We start from the raw sequence: 18,128 nt of genomic DNA on the forward strand, positions 1-18,128 counted from the left end.
ATCTGCCTTGTTGTGTCGAACATCCGCCACGACCCGACCGCGCCGACCCGCGCCCAGGTACTGGCCGCCGGGCAACGCATCGACGCGCACCGGCACGACGACCACCAGATCGTCTACGCCGGCTCCGGAGTCCTCGCCGTCACCACCGACGCCGGCACCTGGTTCGCCCCCGGCAACCGCGCCATCTGGGTCCCCGCCGGCACCGTGCACGCGCATCGCGCCCACGGGCACACTGACCTGCACCTGGTCGGCCTGCCCGCCCACGACAACCCGCTCGGCCTGGACGCCCCCACCGTCCTCGCCGTCAGCGGGCTCCTGCGCGAGCTGATCCTCGCCTACACCCGCGACCCGGCCGACGACAGCCCCGAACGCGGCCGTCTGCTCGCCGTCCTGCGCGACCAGCTGCGCGCCTCGCCCCAGCAGCCCCTGCGCCTGCCCGCCCCGACGGATCCACGCCTGGCAGCGGTCTGCGCGCTTGTCCACGCCGACCCCGCCGACCCGCGCACCCTCGCCGCTCTCGGCGCCGCGACCGGCGTCGGCGAGCGCACCCTCAGCCGGCTCTTCCGCAGCGAGTTCGGCATGACCTTCCCGCAGTGGCGCACCCAGTCGCGGCTCTACCACGCGCTGCGCCTGCTCGCCGAGGACACACCCGTCACCACCGTCGCCCACCGCTGCGGCTGGTCCTCCGCCAGCGCCTTCATCGAAGTCTTCCGCCGCTCCTTCGGATACACCCCCGCAAGCCACAACCGCCGCTCGCCACAGGGCCGGTGAACAGGCGGGGGCGGATGGCAGGCCCTGACCTACCCTCCGGTAGCATCCGGCGGCAGGCCATCCAAGGAGGATCCGTGCCCCGGTCCCAACGCTCACCCCTGCTGCTCGCCGGCCTGCTGGCCACCGCAGGGGTCGCCCACTTCGCCGCCCCCCGCCAGTTCGACGCGACCGTGCCGCGCTCACTGCCGGGAACGCCCCGGACCTGGACATACGCCAGCGGCGTCGCCGAACTAGCGCTGGCGGCGGGCCTGGCGTCGCCGCGTACCCGCAAGGCCGCCGCGCTGGCCACCGCGGCCTTCTTCGTCGGCGTGTTCCCCGCCAACGTGAAGATGGCCGCCGACTGGCGGCACCGCCCCACCCCGCAGAAAGCCGCCGCCTTCGGCAGGCTGCCGCTCCAGATCCCCCTCGTGCTGTGGGCCCGGGGCGTCGCGAAGAACGCGGAGGGCCGGGCATGAGCGCACAGCTGAAGACCGGCGACAAGGTGGAGGACTTCGCCCTGCCGGACGAGACCGGCACCACCCGCAGCCTCACCGAGCTGCTCGCCGAGGGGCCGGTGGTCCTCTTCTTCTACCCCGCCGCCCTCACCCCCGGCTGCACCGCCGAGGCCTGCCACTTCCGGGACCTCGCCGCCGAGTTCGCCGCCGTCGGGGCCCGGCCGGTCGGCATCAGCGCGGACGCGGTCGAACGCCAGCAGGAGTTCGCCGACCGCCACACGCTCGGCATGACCCTGCTCGCCGACGCCGACGGCACGGTCCGCGAGCAGTTCGGCGTGGCACGCGGCTTCTCACTGGCCCCGACCAAACGCGTCACCTTCGTGATCGCGCAGGACCGCACGGTCCTGGAGATCGTCCGCAGCGAACTGCGGATGAACACCCACGCCGACCGGGCCCTGGCCGCACTGCGCAAGTGACCGCCCCGGGCCCGCCGGGCCGTCGCGGTTGATGCGGTGCGGCCGAGGACTCATGCTGGACGGCATGGAGCGCGTCTCCGCTGCGGCGATCATCGACGTCCAGGGTGTCGTCACGGGCTGGAGCGAGGGTGCCTGCCGGCTGACGGGCCTGACGGCCGAGGAGGCCGTGGGGCGCCCGGTCCGGGACCTGCTCGCCGAGCAGCCACCGCCCGACGCCGTGTCGGCCCTGACCGGCACCGCCGTGCTGCGCCATCGCGACGGCTCGGCCGTCGTCCTGAACGTGACGGCGTGCCCCGTGCTGGCCGAGGACGGCGGACCAGGCGGATACGTGCTCACCGGCGCACCGCCCGCGGAGCACCAGCCCACCCTGGCGGAGCGGGCCTTCCAGCAGGCGTCCATGTCCATGTCGGTCTTCGACAGTGACCAGCGCTATCTGCGGGTCAACGCGGCGGCCAGCAAGGTCATGGGTGTACCGGAGGACGTGCTGCTCGGCCGCCACTTCCTGGAGACCGTGGAGGACGCGGTACACAGCCGGGGCTTCCTGTGGCACCTGCGCCAGGTCGCCGAGACGGGCCTGCCACTGCGCTACGAGAGCTTCACGGGCGCCCCGGCCCTGAACCGGGAGCACGCCTGGACCACCGACATGTGGCCGGTGCGGGACTCCTCAGGCGCGCTGATCGGCACCGCCCTCGCCGCCTTCGACAGCTCCGAGCAGTACTGGGCCCGACAGCGGCTGGCCCTGCTGAACGAGGCCGCCGCCTCCATCGGCACCACCCTTGACGTGGTGCGCACCGCCGAGGAACTGGTCGGGGTCGTGGTGCCCCGGTTCGCCGACTTCGCCAGCGTCGACCTGTTCGACTGGGTGCTCGGAGCGGATGAGCCGCCCGCCTTGGCCGGCACCGACATCGCCCTGCGCCGCGTCGCCCACGGCTCCGGCACCGAGGGCACCCCGGAAGCCGCCGTGCACCTCGGCGAGGTGGACTTCTACCCGCCGTTCTCGCCGCCGGCCCGGGCGATCCTGGAAGGCCGCGTGATGCAGAGCCAGGCGGGCGAACCGGCGTTCATGCGGTGGGTCGCGGAACGCAACGCGCGAGCGCCCGAAGGCCGACGGCACCGGATGGGCGCCCACTCGATGATGGCGGTGCCGCTGCGCGCCCGGGGCACCACCCTCGGCGTGGCGGTGGCCGTGCGCATCAGACAGTCCGACGACTACGGCGAGGACGACGCCGTCTTCGCCGAGGAACTCGCCAGCCGGGCCGCCGTCTGCGTCGACAACGCCCGCCGCTTCGCCCGCGAACGCACCACCGCGCTGGCCCTCCAGCACAACCTGCTGCCCCGCGGTCTGCCCGGACAGGCGGCCGTCGAGGTCGCCCACCGCTATCGGCCGTCCGGATCGCAGGCCGGCATCGGCGGCGACTGGTTCGACGTGATCCCGCTCTCCGGCGGCCGCGTCGCCCTCGTCGTCGGGGACGTCGTCGGACACGGCATCCCGTCGTCGGCCACCATGGGCCGCCTGTGCACGGCCGTACGCACCCTCGCCGACGTGGACCTGCCGCCCGATGAACTCCTCACCCACCTCGACGACCTGGTCACCCATCTCGCCGGCGACGACACGGACGAGGTCGCCGAACTCGGCGCCACCTGCCTCTACTCCGTCTACGACCCCGTCACCCGCCGCCTCAGCCTCGCCGCCGCCGGCCATCCACCACCCGCCCTGGTCCTGCCCGACGGCACGTCCAAGGTCGTCGAGGTGAGCGCGGGGCCCCCGCTCGGCGTCGGCGGACTGCCGTTCGAGGCGATGGAGGTGGAACTGCCCGAGGGCTCGCTGGTCGCCCTGTACACGGACGGTCTCATCGAGGACCGCGACCGTGACATCGACCACGCCACCGCCGAACTGTGCCGCGCGCTGACCGCACCCGCCGAGTCCCTCGACGCCCTCTGCGACACCGTGCTCAAGGCCGTCCTGCCGGAGGACCCCAGCGACGACGTGGCCCTGCTGCTGGCCCGCACCCGGGCCCTGGGCGCGGACCGCATCGCCACCTGGGACGTCCTGCCCGACCCCGAGCACGTGGCGGCCACCCGGCAGGCCGCCACGGACCAACTGACGACATGGGGCCTCGACGAGGCGTCGTTCGTCACCGAACTCGTCGTCAGCGAACTCGTCACCAACGCCATCCGGTACGGCGCCCCGCCCATCCAGCTCCGCCTGATCCGCGACCGCACCCTCATCTGCGAGGTCTCCGACGGCAGTTCCACCTCCCCGCATCTGCGCCGGGCCCACGCCTACGACGAGGGCGGCCGCGGACTGCTGCTCGTCGCCCAGCTCACCCAGCGCTGGGGCAGCCGGCAGACCGGCAGCGGCAAGACGATCTGGGCGGAACAGCCGCTGCCGCCGGGGTGATCACTCGAACGGGCAGCCCGGGTTGGGCACGTCCGCGGAGAACGGCGCGCCGTGCGGGAGTATGTAGAACACCTCCAGGACGAGCGTGGTGTCGCCCAGGTTGCGGCCGAGGTGGACATCGCTCGGCCCGCCCGGCTCGCGCACGACGGTGCCCTGCGGATAGACCCCGTCGACAGCGCAGTCGAGGTGGTAGTGGGTGAGCGTGCCCTGCTTCACGTATCCGTACACGGGGCCGTCGTGGTAGTGCCAGCCCGTGGCCTGACCGGGCGGCACCGTGACCTCGCGCAGGACGTAGTCGGTGTCGCCGACGGTGGTCAGACTGATGGTCCGGCCGGTGACGCCCGGGCCCGGGGGCGTCGCCTGGGCTGGGCCGCCGACGAGAGCGGTGGCGGCGATCACGGCGCCGGTGACGGCGGTGCGGAGCGCGGTGCGCATACGGGGAGCCTCCAGAGGCGAGAGGTGTCTTCGCCGTGAACATAGAGGCAGAGAACGGCAGTTGAAGGCGGAACGAGAACATCCGCCGGATTCACCCCCGCCCCGAGGAGTTCAGCCCTCGTCGCCGTCGGCGGCGACCTGGCCGAGAGTGCGACCGGTCCGCACCGAACGGGCCCGGTACGGGTCGGGAGTGCCGTGCCCGCGCGCCCCGCCCTTGCCGGCCTTCACCAGCAGCCATGCCTCACGGTCGCCGTCCTGCCCGCCGCGGAACCGGGTGAGCGCGTACTCGCCGTGCAGCTTCGACCCGCGCAGCCGGAACGTGGCATGACCGTGCTCCAGCGACTCCTCGAAGTCGACGGGCCGCCCCCTGCGGTCGTGGCTGAGCGGTTCGTACGTCCCGTTGTCCCAGACGATCACCGTGCCGCCGCCGTACTCGCCCTTCGGGATCACGCCCTCGAACTCCTCGTACTCCAGCGGATGGTCCTCGGTGGGCATGGCGAGCCGCTTGTCCTGCGGGTCGTCGGAGGGCCCCTTCGGCACCGACCAGGACTTCAGTACGTCGTCCACCTGGAGCCGGAAGTCGAAGTGCAGGGTGCTGGCGTCATGGATCTGCACCACGAACCGCGGCCGGTCACCGGAGGCGGATCCATGGCCCTGCGGCTCCCGGGTCCGCCCGAAGTCACGCTTGCCCCGGTAGTCACGCAACCGGTCCTTCTCACCCACGAGCGTCTCCTTCCCGAGCGCCCCGAGTACCCGCGGCGGCGCCCGCGACGCAGGTCAGAACTCCTCGTGCACCTCGGGGTCCCCGCCGACGCGCCGGTGGGCGCGGTCCGCGACAGCCGTCATCTGGGCAGCGGTCAGTTCGAAACCGAAGACGTCGAGGTTGGCGCGCTGCCGGCCCCGATCGCCCGACTTCGGGATCGGGACGGCGCCCAGCTGGACGTGCCAGCGCAGAACGACCTGCCCGGGCGTCACGCCGTGCGCCTCGGCGACCGCGCCGACGACCGGATCGTCCAGCAGGTCGGTGCCCCGGCCCAGCGGGCTCCAGCTCTCGGTGACGATGCCCTTGTCGGCGTGGAAGGCCCGCAGCTCCGCCTGCGGGAAGTACGGGTGCAGCTCGATCTGGTTGACGGACGGCAGGACGCCGGTCTCCTTGCCCAGCCGCTCGATGTGCTCGGCCGTGAAGTTGGAGACGCCGACCGACCGGACGACACCGTCCTCCCGCAGTTTCAGCATGGCCTTCCAGGAGTCCACGTACTTGTCGACGCGGGGGAGCGGCCAGTGGACGAGGTAGAGGTCCACGTAGTCCAGGCCGAGCCGGGCGCGGGACTCCTCGAAGGAGGCGAGGGTCTCCTCGTAGCCGTGGTGCCGGCCCGGGAGCTTCGTCGTCACGACCACCTCCTCGCGCGGGACGCCGCTGCGGGCGATGCCACGGCCGACGCCGGTCTCGTTGCGGTAGTTCGTCGCCGTGTCGACGAGCCGGTAGCCCAGCTCCAGGGCATCGACGACCGCCTGCTCGGCCTGCGTGTCGTCCATCGGCCAGGTGCCCAGGCCGACCGCGGGGATCGTCGTACCGTCGTTGAGCGTGTGCGGCGGAATGCTGATCACTGTCGGACCTTCCCTCGACTGTGCCGTACACCCAGCGTCACGGATAAGGTGAGGATCGATCAACCGGACGGGTGGGGATGAGGGCAGCGGACGGCATGGGCGGCACCGAAGAGAAGCAGCCGACGGGATCCGGACGGCCCACGTCACGCGACGTCGCCCGGCTCGCCGGCGTGTCGCACACCGCGGTCTCCTTCGTCTTCAACGGCCGCGCCGAGGGCAATCTCTCGCCCGCCACTCAGGAACGCATCCGCCGGGCCGCCGCCCAGCTCGGCTACCGGCCCGACCCCGTCGCCCGCGGCCTGCGCCGCCGCCGTACGGCCGTGATCGGCCTGGTCACCGACGAGATCGCCTCCTCGCCGTTCGCCGGCCGGCTGCTGCGCGGTGCCATGGAGACCGCCTGGGACAGCGACCACCTCGTCCTGACCATCGACTCGGGCGGCGACCCGGCCAAGGAGGACGCGGCCGTCGCCGAACTCCTCGACCGACGTGTCGACGGCATCATCTACGCCGCCATGTCGCTGCGCCGCGTCCGCGTCCCCGAAGGCCTGCACCGCACCCACTCCGTCCTCGCCAACTGCCTGCCCGAGGACGACTCGCTGCCCGCCGTCATCCCCGCCGAACGGGCGGGCGGCCGTACGGCGGCCCGACTGCTGCTGGACGAGGGGCACCACCGGGTCGCCATGGTGGGAGGCCAGGACGACCTCGCCTCCGTCGACCGCCTGCGCGGCTTCCGGGACGCACTGCGCGCCGAGGGCATCACCGTCCCCAAGGAGTGGGTCGTGCGCACCGGCGGCGAGATCGCCGGCGGCTACGAGGGTGCCATGCGCGTCCTCGACGGCACCCCCGCCGACCGGCGCCCCACCGGCATCTTCTGCTACAACGACCGCGTCGCGGCCGGCGCCCTGCACGCCGCGACCCGCCTCGGCATCACCGTCCCCGACGACCTCTCGGTGGTCGGCTACGACGACCAGGAACACATGGCCGAGTTCCTCACCCCACCCCTCACCAGCGTCGCACTGCCCCACCGAGCGATGGGCGAAGCGGCGGCGCGGCTGCTCCTGGACGCCATCGACACCGGCCGCACCCCGCCCGCGACGGTACGACGCCTGGCGTGCCCGGTGATCACCCGGGCGTCGGTCGGGGCGGCCCCGGGCCGGTGAGGATGCCGGGGCGGTGCCTTCGTGGGCTGGACTCGGTCGGCGACGTACGGAGCCCGGCGTGCACGGTGATCATCCTCGTGTCTCCGGCATCGTCGGCCGGCGAGGGTGCCGGAGGCACGGCTCTCACGGCCGGGCGCCGCAGCGAAGGGTAGGACGCCCCGGCCCGGGTGGTCTCAGCCGTGGGTCCATGGGAGGGCACCCGCCGGTGGAGGTGGCTTCCGTGGGCCGGGCGTGGTCCGCGACGTGTGGTGTCCGGCTCCCGGTGAGAGGCCCGCGTCCGGGGGCCGGGGGGCCCCGCCGGTGGCGATGGCTTTCGCGGGGCGGGCGTCGTCCGCGACGGTGCGGTGTCCGGCGTGTGCGGTGAGGAGCCGGGGGCGCTGGGACCGCGTCCCGGTCGGTGACGATGGCTCTCGTGGGCGGGCCGGACGCCGTTCGTGACGCCGGCCCGCCCGGTGATCAGCCGTGCGTCGGCGGGGCCAGCTCCCAGCCGGAGACGGTGACCTCGGAGCCGCCGGACACGGTGAGTTCGGCCGTGTCGTCAGGGCGTCGGTAGACCCGCTCGGTGATCGTGGCACGGTCGCCGACGAACAGCTCGAAGAGGGAGCCGTCGGTGAGGATCCGTACCTTGCCGGCCGGGGCCCGGACCACGATCGGTGCCGAACCGTCGGGCCTGGCGCGAGGCCAGTCACCGCGGTCGAGCGTGACTGTGCCCTCGTCCGGGTCCAGTACCACCGTCAGCCGCGCGCCGTAGGCGGACCGCAGCAGGCTCACGGTGGTGCGGTCGGACGCGGTGACGGTCAGGTCGTAGGCCTGCGGGAGCGGGGTGACCCGTCCCGGTGCGGTGACGAACGGCTCGGCCGCGTGCAGCAGTTCGAGCTCCGGGGCGGGTCCGACCCGCAGGGCACCGTCCGGGTGTACGTCCACCACCCTCGGCGCGGTCAGCACCCCGGCCCAGCCGGCCCGGTCGACCTCGTCCTGGTCGCGGGCCTCCCACGACCAGCCCCACATCAGTGCCCGGTCGGGTTCCTGGAGCACGGCCGGGGCGTAGAAGTCACGCCCGTGGTCGAGCCGCCCGCCGGTGCGCGGTGCGAAGCGCAACTCGCCCTCCACGCACGGTTCCAGACGTCCCGTCAGGTAGCCCGTGCTGCACGGGTCTCCGTCCCACAGCGACAGCACCAGCACCCAGTCCCCGCCCTCGGCCGAGTACAGCTGCGGGCACTCCCAGCCCACCGCCTTGTCGCCGAAGGCGTCCGCCGCGACCGGGTCGTTGCCGTCGAGGAACACCCCGGCGAACCGCCAGTCCGACAGGTCGTCGCAGTCGTACAGCAGCACCGACGGCGTCCCGTCGCCGTGTCCCGCGCCGACCAGCGCCCAGCGGCGCCCGCCGCTGCGGAACACGAACGGGTCGCGGAACATGACCACGTCCAGGTCGGCGGGCGGACCGCTCACCACCGGAGTCGGCAGTGGCTTCCAGTCGGTGAGCGTCTCGTCCTCCGGGACCACCGCCCGGGCCAGGCAGATCGCGCCGAGGCCCGTGTGGTGGCGGTCGACGCCCGTGTAGACCGCGGTCGGCACACCGTCGTCGTCGACCACGCACCCGGACCAGCAGCCCGCCTCGTCCGGGCCGCCCGGCGTCGGGGTGAGCGCGACCGGATGGTGCTCCCACTCGACGAGGTCGGCGCTGGAGACGTGCCCCCAGTGGACGTTCGCGTGCACCGGGGCGTCGGGGTTGTGCTGGTAGAAGAGGTGGTGGCGGCCACGCCAACGGAAGGGACCGTTGGGGTCGTTGATCCAGTTGGCCGGGGGACGGACCCGGAAGCGCGGGGCGCCCGGGTCCGAGGACGGAGCGGTGAGGCTCAACGGTTGACTCCTGCGGACGTGATGCCCTCGCGGAGAGGGCGCTGACCGACGACGAACACGGCGACGGCGGGGATCATGGAGAGGACGACACCGGCGAGGACCACCGAGATGGAGCCGGTGCCCAGGTTGCCCTGGAGGGAGACCAGGCCCAGCGGCAGCGTGTAGTTCTGGCCGGAGGTTTCCAGGATCAGTGGGCGGAAGAACTCGTTCCAGTGGTAGTTGAAGGCCAGCACACCGACGATCGCGAGTCCGGGCGCGGCCAGCGGCGCGTACACGGACCGGAAGATCCGCCAGGGCCCGCAGCCGTCGAGCATCGCAGCCTCGCCCAGGTCCTTGGGCATGCCCAGGAAGTACTGGCGCATCAGGAACGTGCCGAACGCGGTGGGGAAGGCCGGGATGATCAGACCGAGCAGGGTGTCGGTCAGGCCCATCGACTTCAGCACCAGGAACACCGGCACGATCGTGACCTGCAACGGCACCATCATGGTGGCCAGGACCAGCCCGAACAGCGGCTTCTTGAACCGGAATTCCAGACGGGCGAAGGCGTACCCGGCGAGACCGGCGGTGATCATCTGGCCCACCGCGATGAGGGCCGTCACCAGCGTGGAGTTCAGGGCGAGCAGCCAGACGTCGATCTGGTCGAAGACCCCGCTGTACGCCTCCAGGGACGGATCCGTCGGGATGATTTTCGGCGGCAGGTCGAAGGCCTCGGCCGGGGTGCGCAGCGAGGTGGATACGGTCCAGACGACCGGGCCCAGCGTCAGCAGCGCGCACACGGCCAGCGCGGCGATGCGGGCCCACGGCGCCAGGGTGTGCCGGGTGCGGCTCAGGGACAGGGTTGCTTGGCTCATGGGGAGTTCACCCGGCTCACTGGTAGTGGACGAAACGCCGGCTGAGCCGGAACTGGAGGGCGGTGACCGCCATGATCAGCACGAACAGCAGCACACCTACCGCCGATGCCTCACCGAAGCGCAGTTGTTCGAACGCGCTCTCGTAGATCACCATCACCACGGTCCGGGTGGCGTCACCGGGACCGCCGTTGGTGAGGACGTACGGCTGCTCGAAGACCTGGAGCGCGTTGATGATGCCGACCACCGACGCGACAAGCAGCGTGGGGGACAGCAGCGGCAGCGTGACGTTCAGGTGCTTGCGCAGACCGGTCGCGCCGTCGAGGGAGGCGGCCTCGTGGATCTCCTTGGGGATGTTGTTCAGGCCTCCGACGAACAGCAGGAAGGAGAACCCGAACTGCTGCCACACGTAGACCAGGATCACCGTGGCCATCGCCGCGTTCTCGGAAGTCAGCCATGGCACCGGAGCGACGCCGACCAGGCCGAGCATCCAGTTGACGACCCCGAAGTCCTGGTTGAACAGGTACTTCATCACCACCGAGATCGACGCCGCGGACAGCACCAGCGGGAAGAAGAACGCCGACCGGAACACCGAGCGCAGCCACACCGGCATCCGCCCGTTCACCGCGAGGGCCAGCACCAGGGCGACGAGCAGTTGCAGGGCGACCGCGAACACCATGAACACCAGCGTGTTGCGGAAGGACACCAGAACCGTCGAATCGGTGAAGACCTCACGGTAGTTGGCGGCCCCGGCGAAGCTCGGCTCGTCGATCACGTTCCAGTGGAAGAGGCTCAGCACCACCGAGCCGATGATCGGAACGACCGTGAAGACGACGATGCCGACGATCGTGGGCGCCAGGAACAGCGTGGCCAGCAGCCGCGAGCCACGGTCGCGGGCGGCGGACCGGGGCGCGGGCGCCGATGTCAGGGCCGGCTGCTCGGACCGTACGGCGGGTATCTGGGTGTTCGTCATACGTCACGCTCCATGGCCTTCTCCAGATCGCTCTGCATCCGGCGCAGCGTGGGGGCGACCGAGCGCCGGGAGGCCAGCGCGGTACCGGTGTGCTTGAGCAGTACCTGCTCGACCTCGGCGACCTGCGGCGGGGCGGGGATCGGCCCGGTGTCGGGGAACTTGTCGAGGGTGTCGTAGAAGACCTGCCAGTGGTCCGGGCCGGTCTCGCGGTACCGGTCGGCGGTCAGCATCGAGCGGCGCGCCGGGGTGGTCTGGTTGGTCTCGAACAGCCGCGTCAGGGTGTCCTTGCGCGCGGCGTACTTGATGAACTCCCAGGCCTCGTCCTGCCGCTTGGAGGTGCGCAGCAGCGCGTAGCCGGCGGCGCCGTACTGCATGCGCTGGGTGCGCCAGCGCGGGAAGTACTGCACGTCGAAGCCGTTCGCCTTCATGCCGGCCAGGTGCAGGCCGCCCGCCCAGAAGCCGCCCGCGGGCGTGACGCCGACCCGGCCGGTGGAGAACACACCGATCAGGTTCTGGCCGTTGCCGCCCTCGGGGCGGGTGCACAGTCCTTCCTGGATCAGGGAGGCGAGATAGTCGTAGGCCTCCTCCACGCGCGCGTCGGTCGCCTGCGGCGTCGTCCACCGGAAACCGCCCCCGCGCCCCTGCCGCGCGGCGGCCGGATAGAAGGAGTCCCACAGCCAGGCACCGCCCGGCGCCTTGGATTCGCTGAGCAGGTTGGTGTCGTTGGCGAACAGCCACGGCACCACGCCGCCCCACAGCCGGTTCGTCCAGAAGTACGGCGTGAACTGGGAACCGCTGGACTTCTTCATGTCCCGCAGCAGCGAGGTGAAGTCGTCGCGCGTCCAGTCGGCCGCCGGGAAGTCGGCTCCCGCCCGCTGCAGCACCTGGTTGTTGAGGTACATGTCGGCCGCGTTGAACTCGACCGGCAGCTGGTAGAGGCTCCCCTCGTACATCATCGACTCCACCAGGGACGGATGGACATCGGCGAAGTACTCGCGCAGCTCCTCGGCGTCCCGCTTCACCCAGTCGTCCAGCGGGACGCCGAGGCGCTGCGCGAACAGCTGGACGCCCTCGGTGGCGACGTACACGAGGTCGGGCGCGGTGCCCGCCGCGATCTGGGTGAGGATCTTCGCGAAGAAGTCCGACCAGTCGACGGCCTGCACGGCGTTGATGCGGAGCTTGATGTCGGGGTGGACCTCCTTGAAGCCCTCGGTGAGGGTGCGGACGGCCTCCGGTCCGTAGGCGGGGCCGAGCGTGGCGACGACGAGGGAGCCGTCGTCGCGGCCGGGTATGTCGGCTCCGGTGAGCCGGTCCCAGCTGGCGGCGGTACCGGCCAGCGCGGCGGCTCCCGCGCCGTAGGCGCCGTACCGCATCAGGGTGCGGCGGTTGAGGTGCGAGTCGGTCATCTGAACGGGCCTAACTCGTGTTAGCCAGAATCTGATGCCCAGATGATGTGAAGGCCATCGCGACCCTGTCAAGAGTCGTGAACGGCTTGACCTTTAACGAGTTAGGCCTCACAGTTCCGATCCAGGCCGACCGGTCCGGGATTGAACGACTCCGGTTCCGGCGGGCCAGTTCGCATCCGGTTCGAATCTGGTTCGGATCTCCATGAGCCGCAGTCCTGACGACGCCGTCAGGGAAAGGAGCCGCACTGTGCGTGGCATATCCGGCATGCCCGGAATATCCAGAAGGTCGCTGTTCATCGCCTCGGCCGTGGGCGCGGCCGGCGTCTTACTTCCCGCCGGTTCGAGATCCGCGACGGCGGCGTCCACGACGGCGGCCGCCTGCGCCGGCAGCTACCGTGCCGAGTACCACTTCACCGTCCCCGACCAGTGGATGAACGACCCGCAGCGGCCGGTGTGGATCGACGGTGAGTACCACTACTACTACCTCTACAACCCCGACTACTCGACAGGTGGGACGACCGCGGGCACGGCCTGGCGCCTGGCGACCAGCACCGACCTGGTGTCCTTCACCGACCGCGGGATCGCCGTGCCGAAGGACACCACACCCAACGGCGACGTCTGGTCCGGCTCGGCGGTGGTCGACACCGACAACACGGCGGGCTTCGGCGCGGGCGCGGTGATCGTCCTCGCCACCATGGCGCCCGACGACGTCACGCAGGCGCAGTACCTGTACTACTCCACCGACGGCGGCCGGACGTTCACCAACCACGGCACCGCCCCCGTCCTGCCCAACCCCGGTGTCCGGGACTTCCGCGATCCCAAGGTCATCCGCGACGAGGAACGCGGGCGCTGGGTGATGACCCTCGCCGAGAACGACAAAGTGGGCTTCTACCACTCCGCCGACCTCAAGTCGTGGACGTACGTCGGCGGCTTCATCAAGGGCGGCATCGGTGTGCTGGAGTGCCCGGACCTGTTCCGCATCCGGGCGGTGGACGGCACCTGGAAGTGGGTCCTGGGAGTGAGCGCCAACGGCAAGGGATCCGGACTGCCGAGCACGTACGCCTACTGGACGGGGTCCTTCGACGGCACCACGTTCACGCCCGATCTGAGCGATCCGCAGTGGCTCGACCACGGCTGGGACTGGTATGCCGCCGTCACCTTCGAGAAGCGGGACGCCGGCGGCACGCCCGACCCGGCGGCAAGGTACGCGATCGGCTGGATGAACCACTGGGACTACGCCAACACCACGCCCACCATCGAGTGCGACGGCTTCAACGGCACCGACTCGATCGTCCGCGAGGTCACGCTGAAGCGGGCGGCGGACGGCACGTACTATCTCGCCTCCCAGCCGGTCGCCGGTCTCGACGCCCATGTCTCCCGCACGGTCGACCTCGGTGACCTGGAGGTCGACGGGACCCTCCTGCTCGACTACACGGGCACCGCGTACGAGCTGTCCGCCGACATCTCCTGGGATCAACTGACCGGCGCGGGGCTCCAGTTGCGGCGCTCCTCCGACGGCGGCCGCCATATCGACGCCGGGATCTACGGCGACTACGCCTTCGTCAACCGCGGATACACCGTGAGCCCCGACAGCACCGGCCGGTGGCAGGAGAGCCGCAGCCCCTTCGACGCGTCCGCGGGCACGGTGCGGCTGCACATTCTGATCGACCGGACGTCCATCGAGATGTTCGTGGACGACGGCCGCTACGCGCACTCGACCGAGGTCTTCCCGGATCCGTCCGACACCGGGCTGGCGCTCTTCACGATCGGCGGCACGGCGGTCTTCCGGAACACGGTGATACGGGAGTTCGCGGTCTGACGTCCTGCCGCGGCCCGGTCGAGGCCCTGTCGCCATGCCCGCCGAACACTGTCACGATCTTCCTGGAACCGGCTCGGAGCGGGGCCGGCGCGGACGGACGACGACCGACGGAGCGGGCATGACGACGGACAGGGTCACGGCGGGCGGGGCGCGGCAGGGCACGGGGATCGAGGTGCGACCGGTCGCCGGGCACATCGGGGCGGAGATCACGGGCGTCGACCTGGCCGGGGAACTGGACGGCACCGTGGTCGCCGCGATCCGGGCGGCGGTGCTGCGCTGGAAGGTGGTCTTCTTCCGGGGGCAGCGGCTGGACCACGCCGGGCATGTGGCGTTCGCGCGCCGGTTCGGCGAACCGGTCGTCCTGCGCAAGCGGGGGAGCGCCTCCCCGGCGGACTTCCCCGAGATCGAGACGACCGCGGACCGGCTGGAGCTGGGCGGGAAGTTCGGCATGGAGCACGACGAGTGGCTGCGGCGCCGCCGCCACACCCTGCTGCGCGGCTGGCACTGCGACCACGGCGCCCGCATCGACCCGCCCGCCGCGACCATCCTGCGCGCCGAGACCGTGCCCCCGTACGGAGGCGACACGACCTGGTCCAACCTGGCGGCCGCCTACGCCGGACTCTCCGGCCCGATGCGGGAGTTCGTGGACGGCCTGCGGGCCGAGCACCGCCTCGGCGTCGGCTACCAGCCCCGGCCCGGCGACGACGCCTACGTCCGCCATCTGCTGGACCACCAGGTGGCCTCGCTGCATCCGCTGGTGCGCGTCCACCCGGAGACAGGGGAGAGGATCCTCCACGTCAACGGCTACTACGTCGAGCAGATCGCCGACCTCTCGCGGGCCGAGAGCGCCGCGATCCTGGAGATGCTGCTGGAGCAGGCCGTACGCCCCGAGTACACGGTCCGCTTCCGCTGGGAGCCCGGCAGCGTCGCCTTCTGGGACAACCGGGCCACCATCCACCTCGCCCCCAGCGACAACGCCCATCTCGACTTCCCCCGGACCATGCACCGGGTGATGCTCGCCGGGGACGTACCGGTGGGGGTGGACGGCAAACCGTCGGAGGCGATCGTCGGGACCGAGCCGGGACGCTGGTAGGTGAGGCCGGACCCCCGCTCGGCGGCTCAGCGGCCGAGGAGCTCGCGCAGCGCCTTCGTCACGACGTCCGGCGCCTCCTCCGCCATGAAGTGACCGCAGGTCACCGTGGAGTGCACCAGATCGGGCGCCCAGGCCCGCCACAGCGCCGCCGCGTCGAAGCCGAGGGCGGCGCCCCAGTCCTGCTGGAGCACGCTGACGGGCATCCGGAGCGTGTGCCCGGCCGTCCGGTCGGCCCGGTCGTGCTCGACGTCGACGCCGGCCGAGGCCCGGAAGTCGGCGACGATCGACGGCACCGAATCGCGGCAGGCGGCCAGGTAGGCGGCGCGGACCTCGTCCGGGACCGCCCGCCGGTCGGTCGTCCAGATGTCGAGGAAGTGGCCGAAGAAGGCGTCCGGCGCGGCGCCGATCAGCCGCTCGGGCAGGCCGGGCGGCTGGGCCATCAGATAGAGATGGAAACCGACGGCCGCGCTCACGCCGTGCATCACCTCCCACATGTCCAGGGTCGGCAGGACGTCCAGACACGCCAGGTGGGTGACCCTGTCGGGGTGGTCGAGCGCGGCCCGGAAGGCCACCAGGGCGCCACGGTCGTGCCCGGCCAGGGCGAAGCGCTCGTGCCCGAGGGCGCGGGCCAGCGCCACGATGTCCGCGGCCATGGTCCGCTTGGCGTAGACGGTGCCGTCGGTCTCCACCGGCTTGTCGCCGGCGCCGTAGCCGCGCAGGTCGGGGCAGATCACGGTGTGGTCCGCGGCGAGGTCCGCGGCCACATGCCGCCACATCAGGTGGGTCTGCGGGAAGCCGTGCAGCAGGACGACGGGCGGTCCCGAGCCGCCGACGGCCGTGTGCAGGGACACTCCGTCGGACACGGGGACGCGGTGCTGGTCGAAGCCGGGGATGACAGGCGGCAACGGCGTGGGCGTGGGCCTGGGGACGGGCCTGGACATGGCTGTGCTCCTTGCGATGCTCGTCGAGAGACGTCGGGAGAACTCCGGGACTCTTCGATCCTCCCGGTGCCGGATGAGCGGCGAATGAGCAGCGGGGCGGGGCCGACGCAGACGGCAGGTGCGCGCCGCCGGCGTCGAGTCCGAGATGGAGCTGGCGTTCGGCGGCCTCCACCAGCTGTGCGTCCCGTTCCTCGATCACCTCGACCGTCTCCCGGATCCCCAGCGAGCCGCGTTCGAGACCGCCTTCGGCATGAGCGAGGGAACCCCGCCGGACCGCTTTCTCGTCGGGCTCGCGGTGCTCAGCCTGCTCGCCGACGTGGCCCAGGACAAGCCGCTGATCTGCCTCGTCGACGACGCCCAGTGGCTCGACCACGTCTCGGCGCAGATCCTCGGATTCGTCGCCCGACGCCTCATGGCGGACCAGGTCCACATTCATGACGCCGTGGCCCGCGGCGAGGGCTCCGGCATGACCGTCGCGCTGGGGGCCCGGGCGGTGCTCTGCAACGGCCTGGGCAAGTACGACGAGGCCTTCGCCGCGGCACGTGAGGCGGCCACGAACGCGCCCGACCTGGCCGTGGGTAACTGGGCGCTGGTCGAGTGGGTGGAGGCGGGGGCCCGCAGCGGTGAGCGCGGTGCGGCGCACACCGCGGTGGAGCTGCTGACCGAGGTGACCGATGCGGCGGGCATCGACTGGGCCCTGGGTGTCCAGGCACGCTCGCGTGCCCTGCTCAGCGAAGGCGACGCCGCCGAGGCGCTTCACCGGGAGGCCGTCGAGCGGCTCGGCCGTACCCGTGTGCGGGCCGAACTGGCCTCTCCGGGTTCGGCGCCGACGGGTTCGCCGAGCGGGCCCGTCGTGAGTTGCAGGGAACCGGCGAGTCCGTCCTCAGACGTGCGGTCGCGGCACCGGTGACGCTGACCGCGCAGGAGGCACAGATCGCGCATCTGGCGCGGGACGGCACGACGAACCCCGAGATCGGCGCGCACCTGTTCATCAGCCCGCACACCGTCGAATGGCACCTGCGCAAGGTGTTCGTCAAACTCGGCATCGCCTCCCGCAGACAACTGCGCGGCACCCTCACCGACCGGCCACCCACGGCGGCACCGGAGTAGGGCGTGTGGCGAGAGCGGGCCCGGGGCCCGTCGGAGAGCAGGGGCCGGAGCAGCCCGACGCCGACGTGTCACAGATCCACGCGGTAGGCGGTCACACAGGCAAGGGGGCCGGAGGCACGCGGCATCCCCACCCGGAACACGGCTACTCATGGAGGGTCACATCATGTCCCACGACCACGCGACGCCGACGGCGTCGGAGAGCTGGATGAACGCGGCCCGGATGCTCCAGGACGCCGCGCCCCTGACGATCCCGGAGGGCGCGTCGGCGATGACCGTCGAGGTCGAGTGGGAGCCCGGCGACCCGGGAACCCCGCCGCACCGCCATTCCGGGCCCGCCTTCGGCTACGTCGTGGAAGGCGCCGTCCGCTTCGAGCTGGAGGGTGAGCCCGAGCGGGTGGTGGAGGTCGGCGGCACGTTCTGGGAGCCGGGCGGTGACGTGATCCACTACCAGGACGGCAACGCGCTCGACGACGGGCGGACCAGGTTCGTCGTGACCATGATGTGCGCACCGGGCAAGCCCATGCTCGAACTCGTCTCCAAGGAAGAGCTGGAGCAGCGCGCCCACCTGCGCGCCCCGCGGCCCACCGGGTGAGACCCCTGGCAGGATGGCGTCATGGAACGTGTGCTTGGAATCGGCGGATACCTCGTTCGGGCCGCCGACCCGGCCGCCCTGAGCGCGTGGCACCGACACTGCCTGGGCCCGGACGCCGATGAGCACGGCCTGTGGCGTCAGGAAGCCGGGCCGACGGTGTTCGGGGCTTTCGAGTCCGAGGGCAACCGGCTTGAGCCGTGG

At 71.7% G+C, this 18,128-nt stretch carries 17 protein-coding genes and 2 pseudogenes; 11 read left to right on the forward strand and 8 right to left on the reverse strand.

Features of this window, described 5'->3' with window-relative positions; genetic code table 11:
• Positions 1 to 12: 12 nt before the first annotated feature.
• From ACZ4UU_RS40045 to ACZ4UU_RS40060, 4 genes are all read left to right on the forward strand, one after another.
• Entirely contained in the window at positions 13 to 771 is a 759-nt protein-coding gene (locus ACZ4UU_RS40045; RefSeq protein ID WP_471908354.1) for an AraC family transcriptional regulator, read from the forward strand.
• Positions 772 to 845: 74 nt separating this feature from the next.
• Positions 846 to 1,226, forward strand: a complete 381-nt coding sequence (locus tag ACZ4UU_RS40050; protein WP_471908355.1) for a DoxX family protein — start codon at positions 846 to 848, stop codon at positions 1,224 to 1,226.
• Positions 1,223 to 1,681 (forward strand): peroxiredoxin, encoded by a 459-nt coding sequence (locus ACZ4UU_RS40055; protein ID WP_471908356.1) that lies wholly within the window; start codon positions 1,223 to 1,225, stop codon positions 1,679 to 1,681. Before ACZ4UU_RS40050 ends, ACZ4UU_RS40055 begins: the two co-directional genes overlap by 4 nt.
• Positions 1,682 to 1,745: 64 nt before the next feature.
• Positions 1,746 to 4,082, forward strand: a complete 2,337-nt coding sequence (locus ACZ4UU_RS40060; protein WP_471908357.1) for a SpoIIE family protein phosphatase — start codon at positions 1,746 to 1,748, stop codon at positions 4,080 to 4,082.
• Here ACZ4UU_RS40060 and ACZ4UU_RS40065 read toward each other — a convergent pair whose 3' ends face one another.
• From ACZ4UU_RS40065 to ACZ4UU_RS40075, 3 genes are all read right to left on the reverse strand, one after another.
• Positions 4,083 to 4,517: a cupin domain-containing protein gene (locus tag ACZ4UU_RS40065; protein ID WP_471908358.1), complete on the reverse strand. Its 435-nt coding sequence runs from the start codon at positions 4,515 to 4,517 to the stop codon at positions 4,083 to 4,085.
• A gap of 111 nt (positions 4,518 to 4,628) precedes the next feature.
• Positions 4,629 to 5,240 carry a DNA polymerase ligase N-terminal domain-containing protein gene (locus ACZ4UU_RS40070; protein WP_471908359.1) on the reverse strand — a complete coding sequence of 204 codons (612 nt, stop codon included), beginning with the start codon at positions 5,238 to 5,240 and terminating at the stop codon, positions 4,629 to 4,631.
• Positions 5,241 to 5,294: 54 nt separating this feature from the next.
• Entirely contained in the window at positions 5,295 to 6,125 is an 831-nt protein-coding gene (locus tag ACZ4UU_RS40075) for an aldo/keto reductase (RefSeq protein WP_471908360.1), read from the reverse strand.
• A gap of 95 nt (positions 6,126 to 6,220) precedes the next feature.
• Between ACZ4UU_RS40075 and ACZ4UU_RS40080 the strand changes: the two genes are divergently transcribed.
• The gene (locus ACZ4UU_RS40080) at positions 6,221 to 7,285 is read left to right on the forward strand and encodes a LacI family DNA-binding transcriptional regulator (protein WP_471908446.1); all 1,065 of its coding nucleotides are present in this window, start codon (positions 6,221 to 6,223) and stop codon (positions 7,283 to 7,285) included.
• Positions 7,286 to 7,741: 456 nt separating this feature from the next.
• Here the strand turns inward: ACZ4UU_RS40080 and ACZ4UU_RS40085 are convergent, their stop codons facing one another.
• The 4 genes from ACZ4UU_RS40085 to ACZ4UU_RS40100 are packed head-to-tail and all read right to left on the reverse strand — an operon-like array spanning position 7,742 to position 12,372.
• Entirely contained in the window at positions 7,742 to 9,145 is a 1,404-nt protein-coding gene (locus ACZ4UU_RS40085) for a glycoside hydrolase family 32 protein (RefSeq protein ID WP_471908361.1), read from the reverse strand.
• Positions 9,142 to 9,996: a carbohydrate ABC transporter permease gene (locus ACZ4UU_RS40090; RefSeq protein WP_471908362.1), complete on the reverse strand. Its 855-nt coding sequence runs from the start codon at positions 9,994 to 9,996 to the stop codon at positions 9,142 to 9,144. Before ACZ4UU_RS40090 ends, ACZ4UU_RS40085 begins: the two co-directional genes overlap by 4 nt.
• Positions 9,997 to 10,012: 16 nt before the next feature.
• Complete coding sequence (locus tag ACZ4UU_RS40095) at positions 10,013 to 10,966, reverse strand: carbohydrate ABC transporter permease (RefSeq protein WP_471908363.1); 954 nt, start codon at positions 10,964 to 10,966, stop codon at positions 10,013 to 10,015.
• The gene (locus ACZ4UU_RS40100) at positions 10,963 to 12,372 is read right to left on the reverse strand and encodes an extracellular solute-binding protein (RefSeq protein WP_471908364.1); all 1,410 of its coding nucleotides are present in this window, start codon (positions 12,370 to 12,372) and stop codon (positions 10,963 to 10,965) included. The genes ACZ4UU_RS40095 and ACZ4UU_RS40100 overlap by 4 nt, the downstream gene beginning before the upstream one ends.
• 265 nt (positions 12,373 to 12,637) lie before the next feature.
• Between ACZ4UU_RS40100 and ACZ4UU_RS40105 the strand changes: the two genes are divergently transcribed.
• Both ACZ4UU_RS40105 and ACZ4UU_RS40110 read left to right on the forward strand, forming a co-directional pair.
• On the forward strand, positions 12,638 to 14,191 hold the full coding sequence (locus tag ACZ4UU_RS40105) for a glycoside hydrolase family 32 protein (RefSeq protein WP_471908447.1): 1,554 nt from the start codon (positions 12,638 to 12,640) through the stop codon (positions 14,189 to 14,191).
• A 118-nt stretch (positions 14,192 to 14,309) separates the two neighbouring features.
• On the forward strand, positions 14,310 to 15,284 hold the full coding sequence (locus ACZ4UU_RS40110) for a TauD/TfdA dioxygenase family protein (protein ID WP_471908365.1): 975 nt from the start codon (positions 14,310 to 14,312) through the stop codon (positions 15,282 to 15,284).
• 26 nt (positions 15,285 to 15,310) lie between these two features.
• Here the strand turns inward: ACZ4UU_RS40110 and ACZ4UU_RS40115 are convergent, their stop codons facing one another.
• Complete coding sequence (locus tag ACZ4UU_RS40115; RefSeq protein WP_471908448.1) at positions 15,311 to 16,189, reverse strand: alpha/beta fold hydrolase; 879 nt, start codon at positions 16,187 to 16,189, stop codon at positions 15,311 to 15,313.
• 148 nt (positions 16,190 to 16,337) lie between these two features.
• On the opposite strand from ACZ4UU_RS40115, the pseudogene ACZ4UU_RS40120 reads away from it, so the two are divergent.
• From ACZ4UU_RS40120 to ACZ4UU_RS40135, 4 genes and pseudogenes are all read left to right on the forward strand, one after another.
• Positions 16,338 to 16,647, forward strand: a pseudogene (locus ACZ4UU_RS40120) (LuxR family transcriptional regulator); the annotation flags it as partial.
• A 484-nt stretch (positions 16,648 to 17,131) separates the two neighbouring features.
• Positions 17,132 to 17,335 (forward strand): helix-turn-helix domain-containing protein, encoded by a 204-nt coding sequence (locus ACZ4UU_RS40125; RefSeq protein WP_471908366.1) that lies wholly within the window; start codon positions 17,132 to 17,134, stop codon positions 17,333 to 17,335.
• Between the two features lie 163 nt (positions 17,336 to 17,498).
• Entirely contained in the window at positions 17,499 to 17,927 is a 429-nt protein-coding gene (locus ACZ4UU_RS40130) for a cupin domain-containing protein (RefSeq protein ID WP_471908367.1), read from the forward strand.
• Between the two features lie 21 nt (positions 17,928 to 17,948).
• A pseudogene (locus ACZ4UU_RS40135) lies at positions 17,949 to 18,104 on the forward strand (VOC family protein); the annotation flags it as partial.
• Positions 18,105 to 18,128 lie beyond the last annotated feature (24 nt).

The sequence above is a fragment of the Streptomyces sp. NPDC028907 genome (genome assembly GCF_055564995.1).

What these genes read in the sequence shown, in the direction of transcription:
- ACZ4UU_RS40055 (WP_471908356.1), top strand. Translation starts at nt 1,223, where the DNA reads ATGAGCGCACAGCTGAAGACCGGCGACAAGGTGGAGGACTTCGCCCTG.
- ACZ4UU_RS40060 (WP_471908357.1), top strand. Translation starts at nt 1,746, where the DNA reads ATGGAGCGCGTCTCCGCTGCGGCGATCATCGACGTCCAGGGTGTCGTC.
- ACZ4UU_RS40065 (WP_471908358.1), bottom strand. Translation starts at nt 4,517, where the DNA reads ATGCGCACCGCGCTCCGCACCGCCGTCACCGGCGCCGTGATCGCCGCC.
- ACZ4UU_RS40080 (WP_471908446.1), top strand. Translation starts at nt 6,221, where the DNA reads ATGGGCGGCACCGAAGAGAAGCAGCCGACGGGATCCGGACGGCCCACG.
- ACZ4UU_RS40090 (WP_471908362.1), bottom strand. Translation starts at nt 9,996, where the DNA reads ATGAGCCAAGCAACCCTGTCCCTGAGCCGCACCCGGCACACCCTGGCG.
- ACZ4UU_RS40095 (WP_471908363.1), bottom strand. Translation starts at nt 10,966, where the DNA reads ATGACGAACACCCAGATACCCGCCGTACGGTCCGAGCAGCCGGCCCTG.
- ACZ4UU_RS40100 (WP_471908364.1), bottom strand. Translation starts at nt 12,372, where the DNA reads ATGACCGACTCGCACCTCAACCGCCGCACCCTGATGCGGTACGGCGCC.
- ACZ4UU_RS40105 (WP_471908447.1), top strand. Translation starts at nt 12,638, where the DNA reads ATGCCCGGAATATCCAGAAGGTCGCTGTTCATCGCCTCGGCCGTGGGC.
- ACZ4UU_RS40110 (WP_471908365.1), top strand. Translation starts at nt 14,310, where the DNA reads ATGACGACGGACAGGGTCACGGCGGGCGGGGCGCGGCAGGGCACGGGG.
- ACZ4UU_RS40130 (WP_471908367.1), top strand. Translation starts at nt 17,499, where the DNA reads ATGTCCCACGACCACGCGACGCCGACGGCGTCGGAGAGCTGGATGAAC.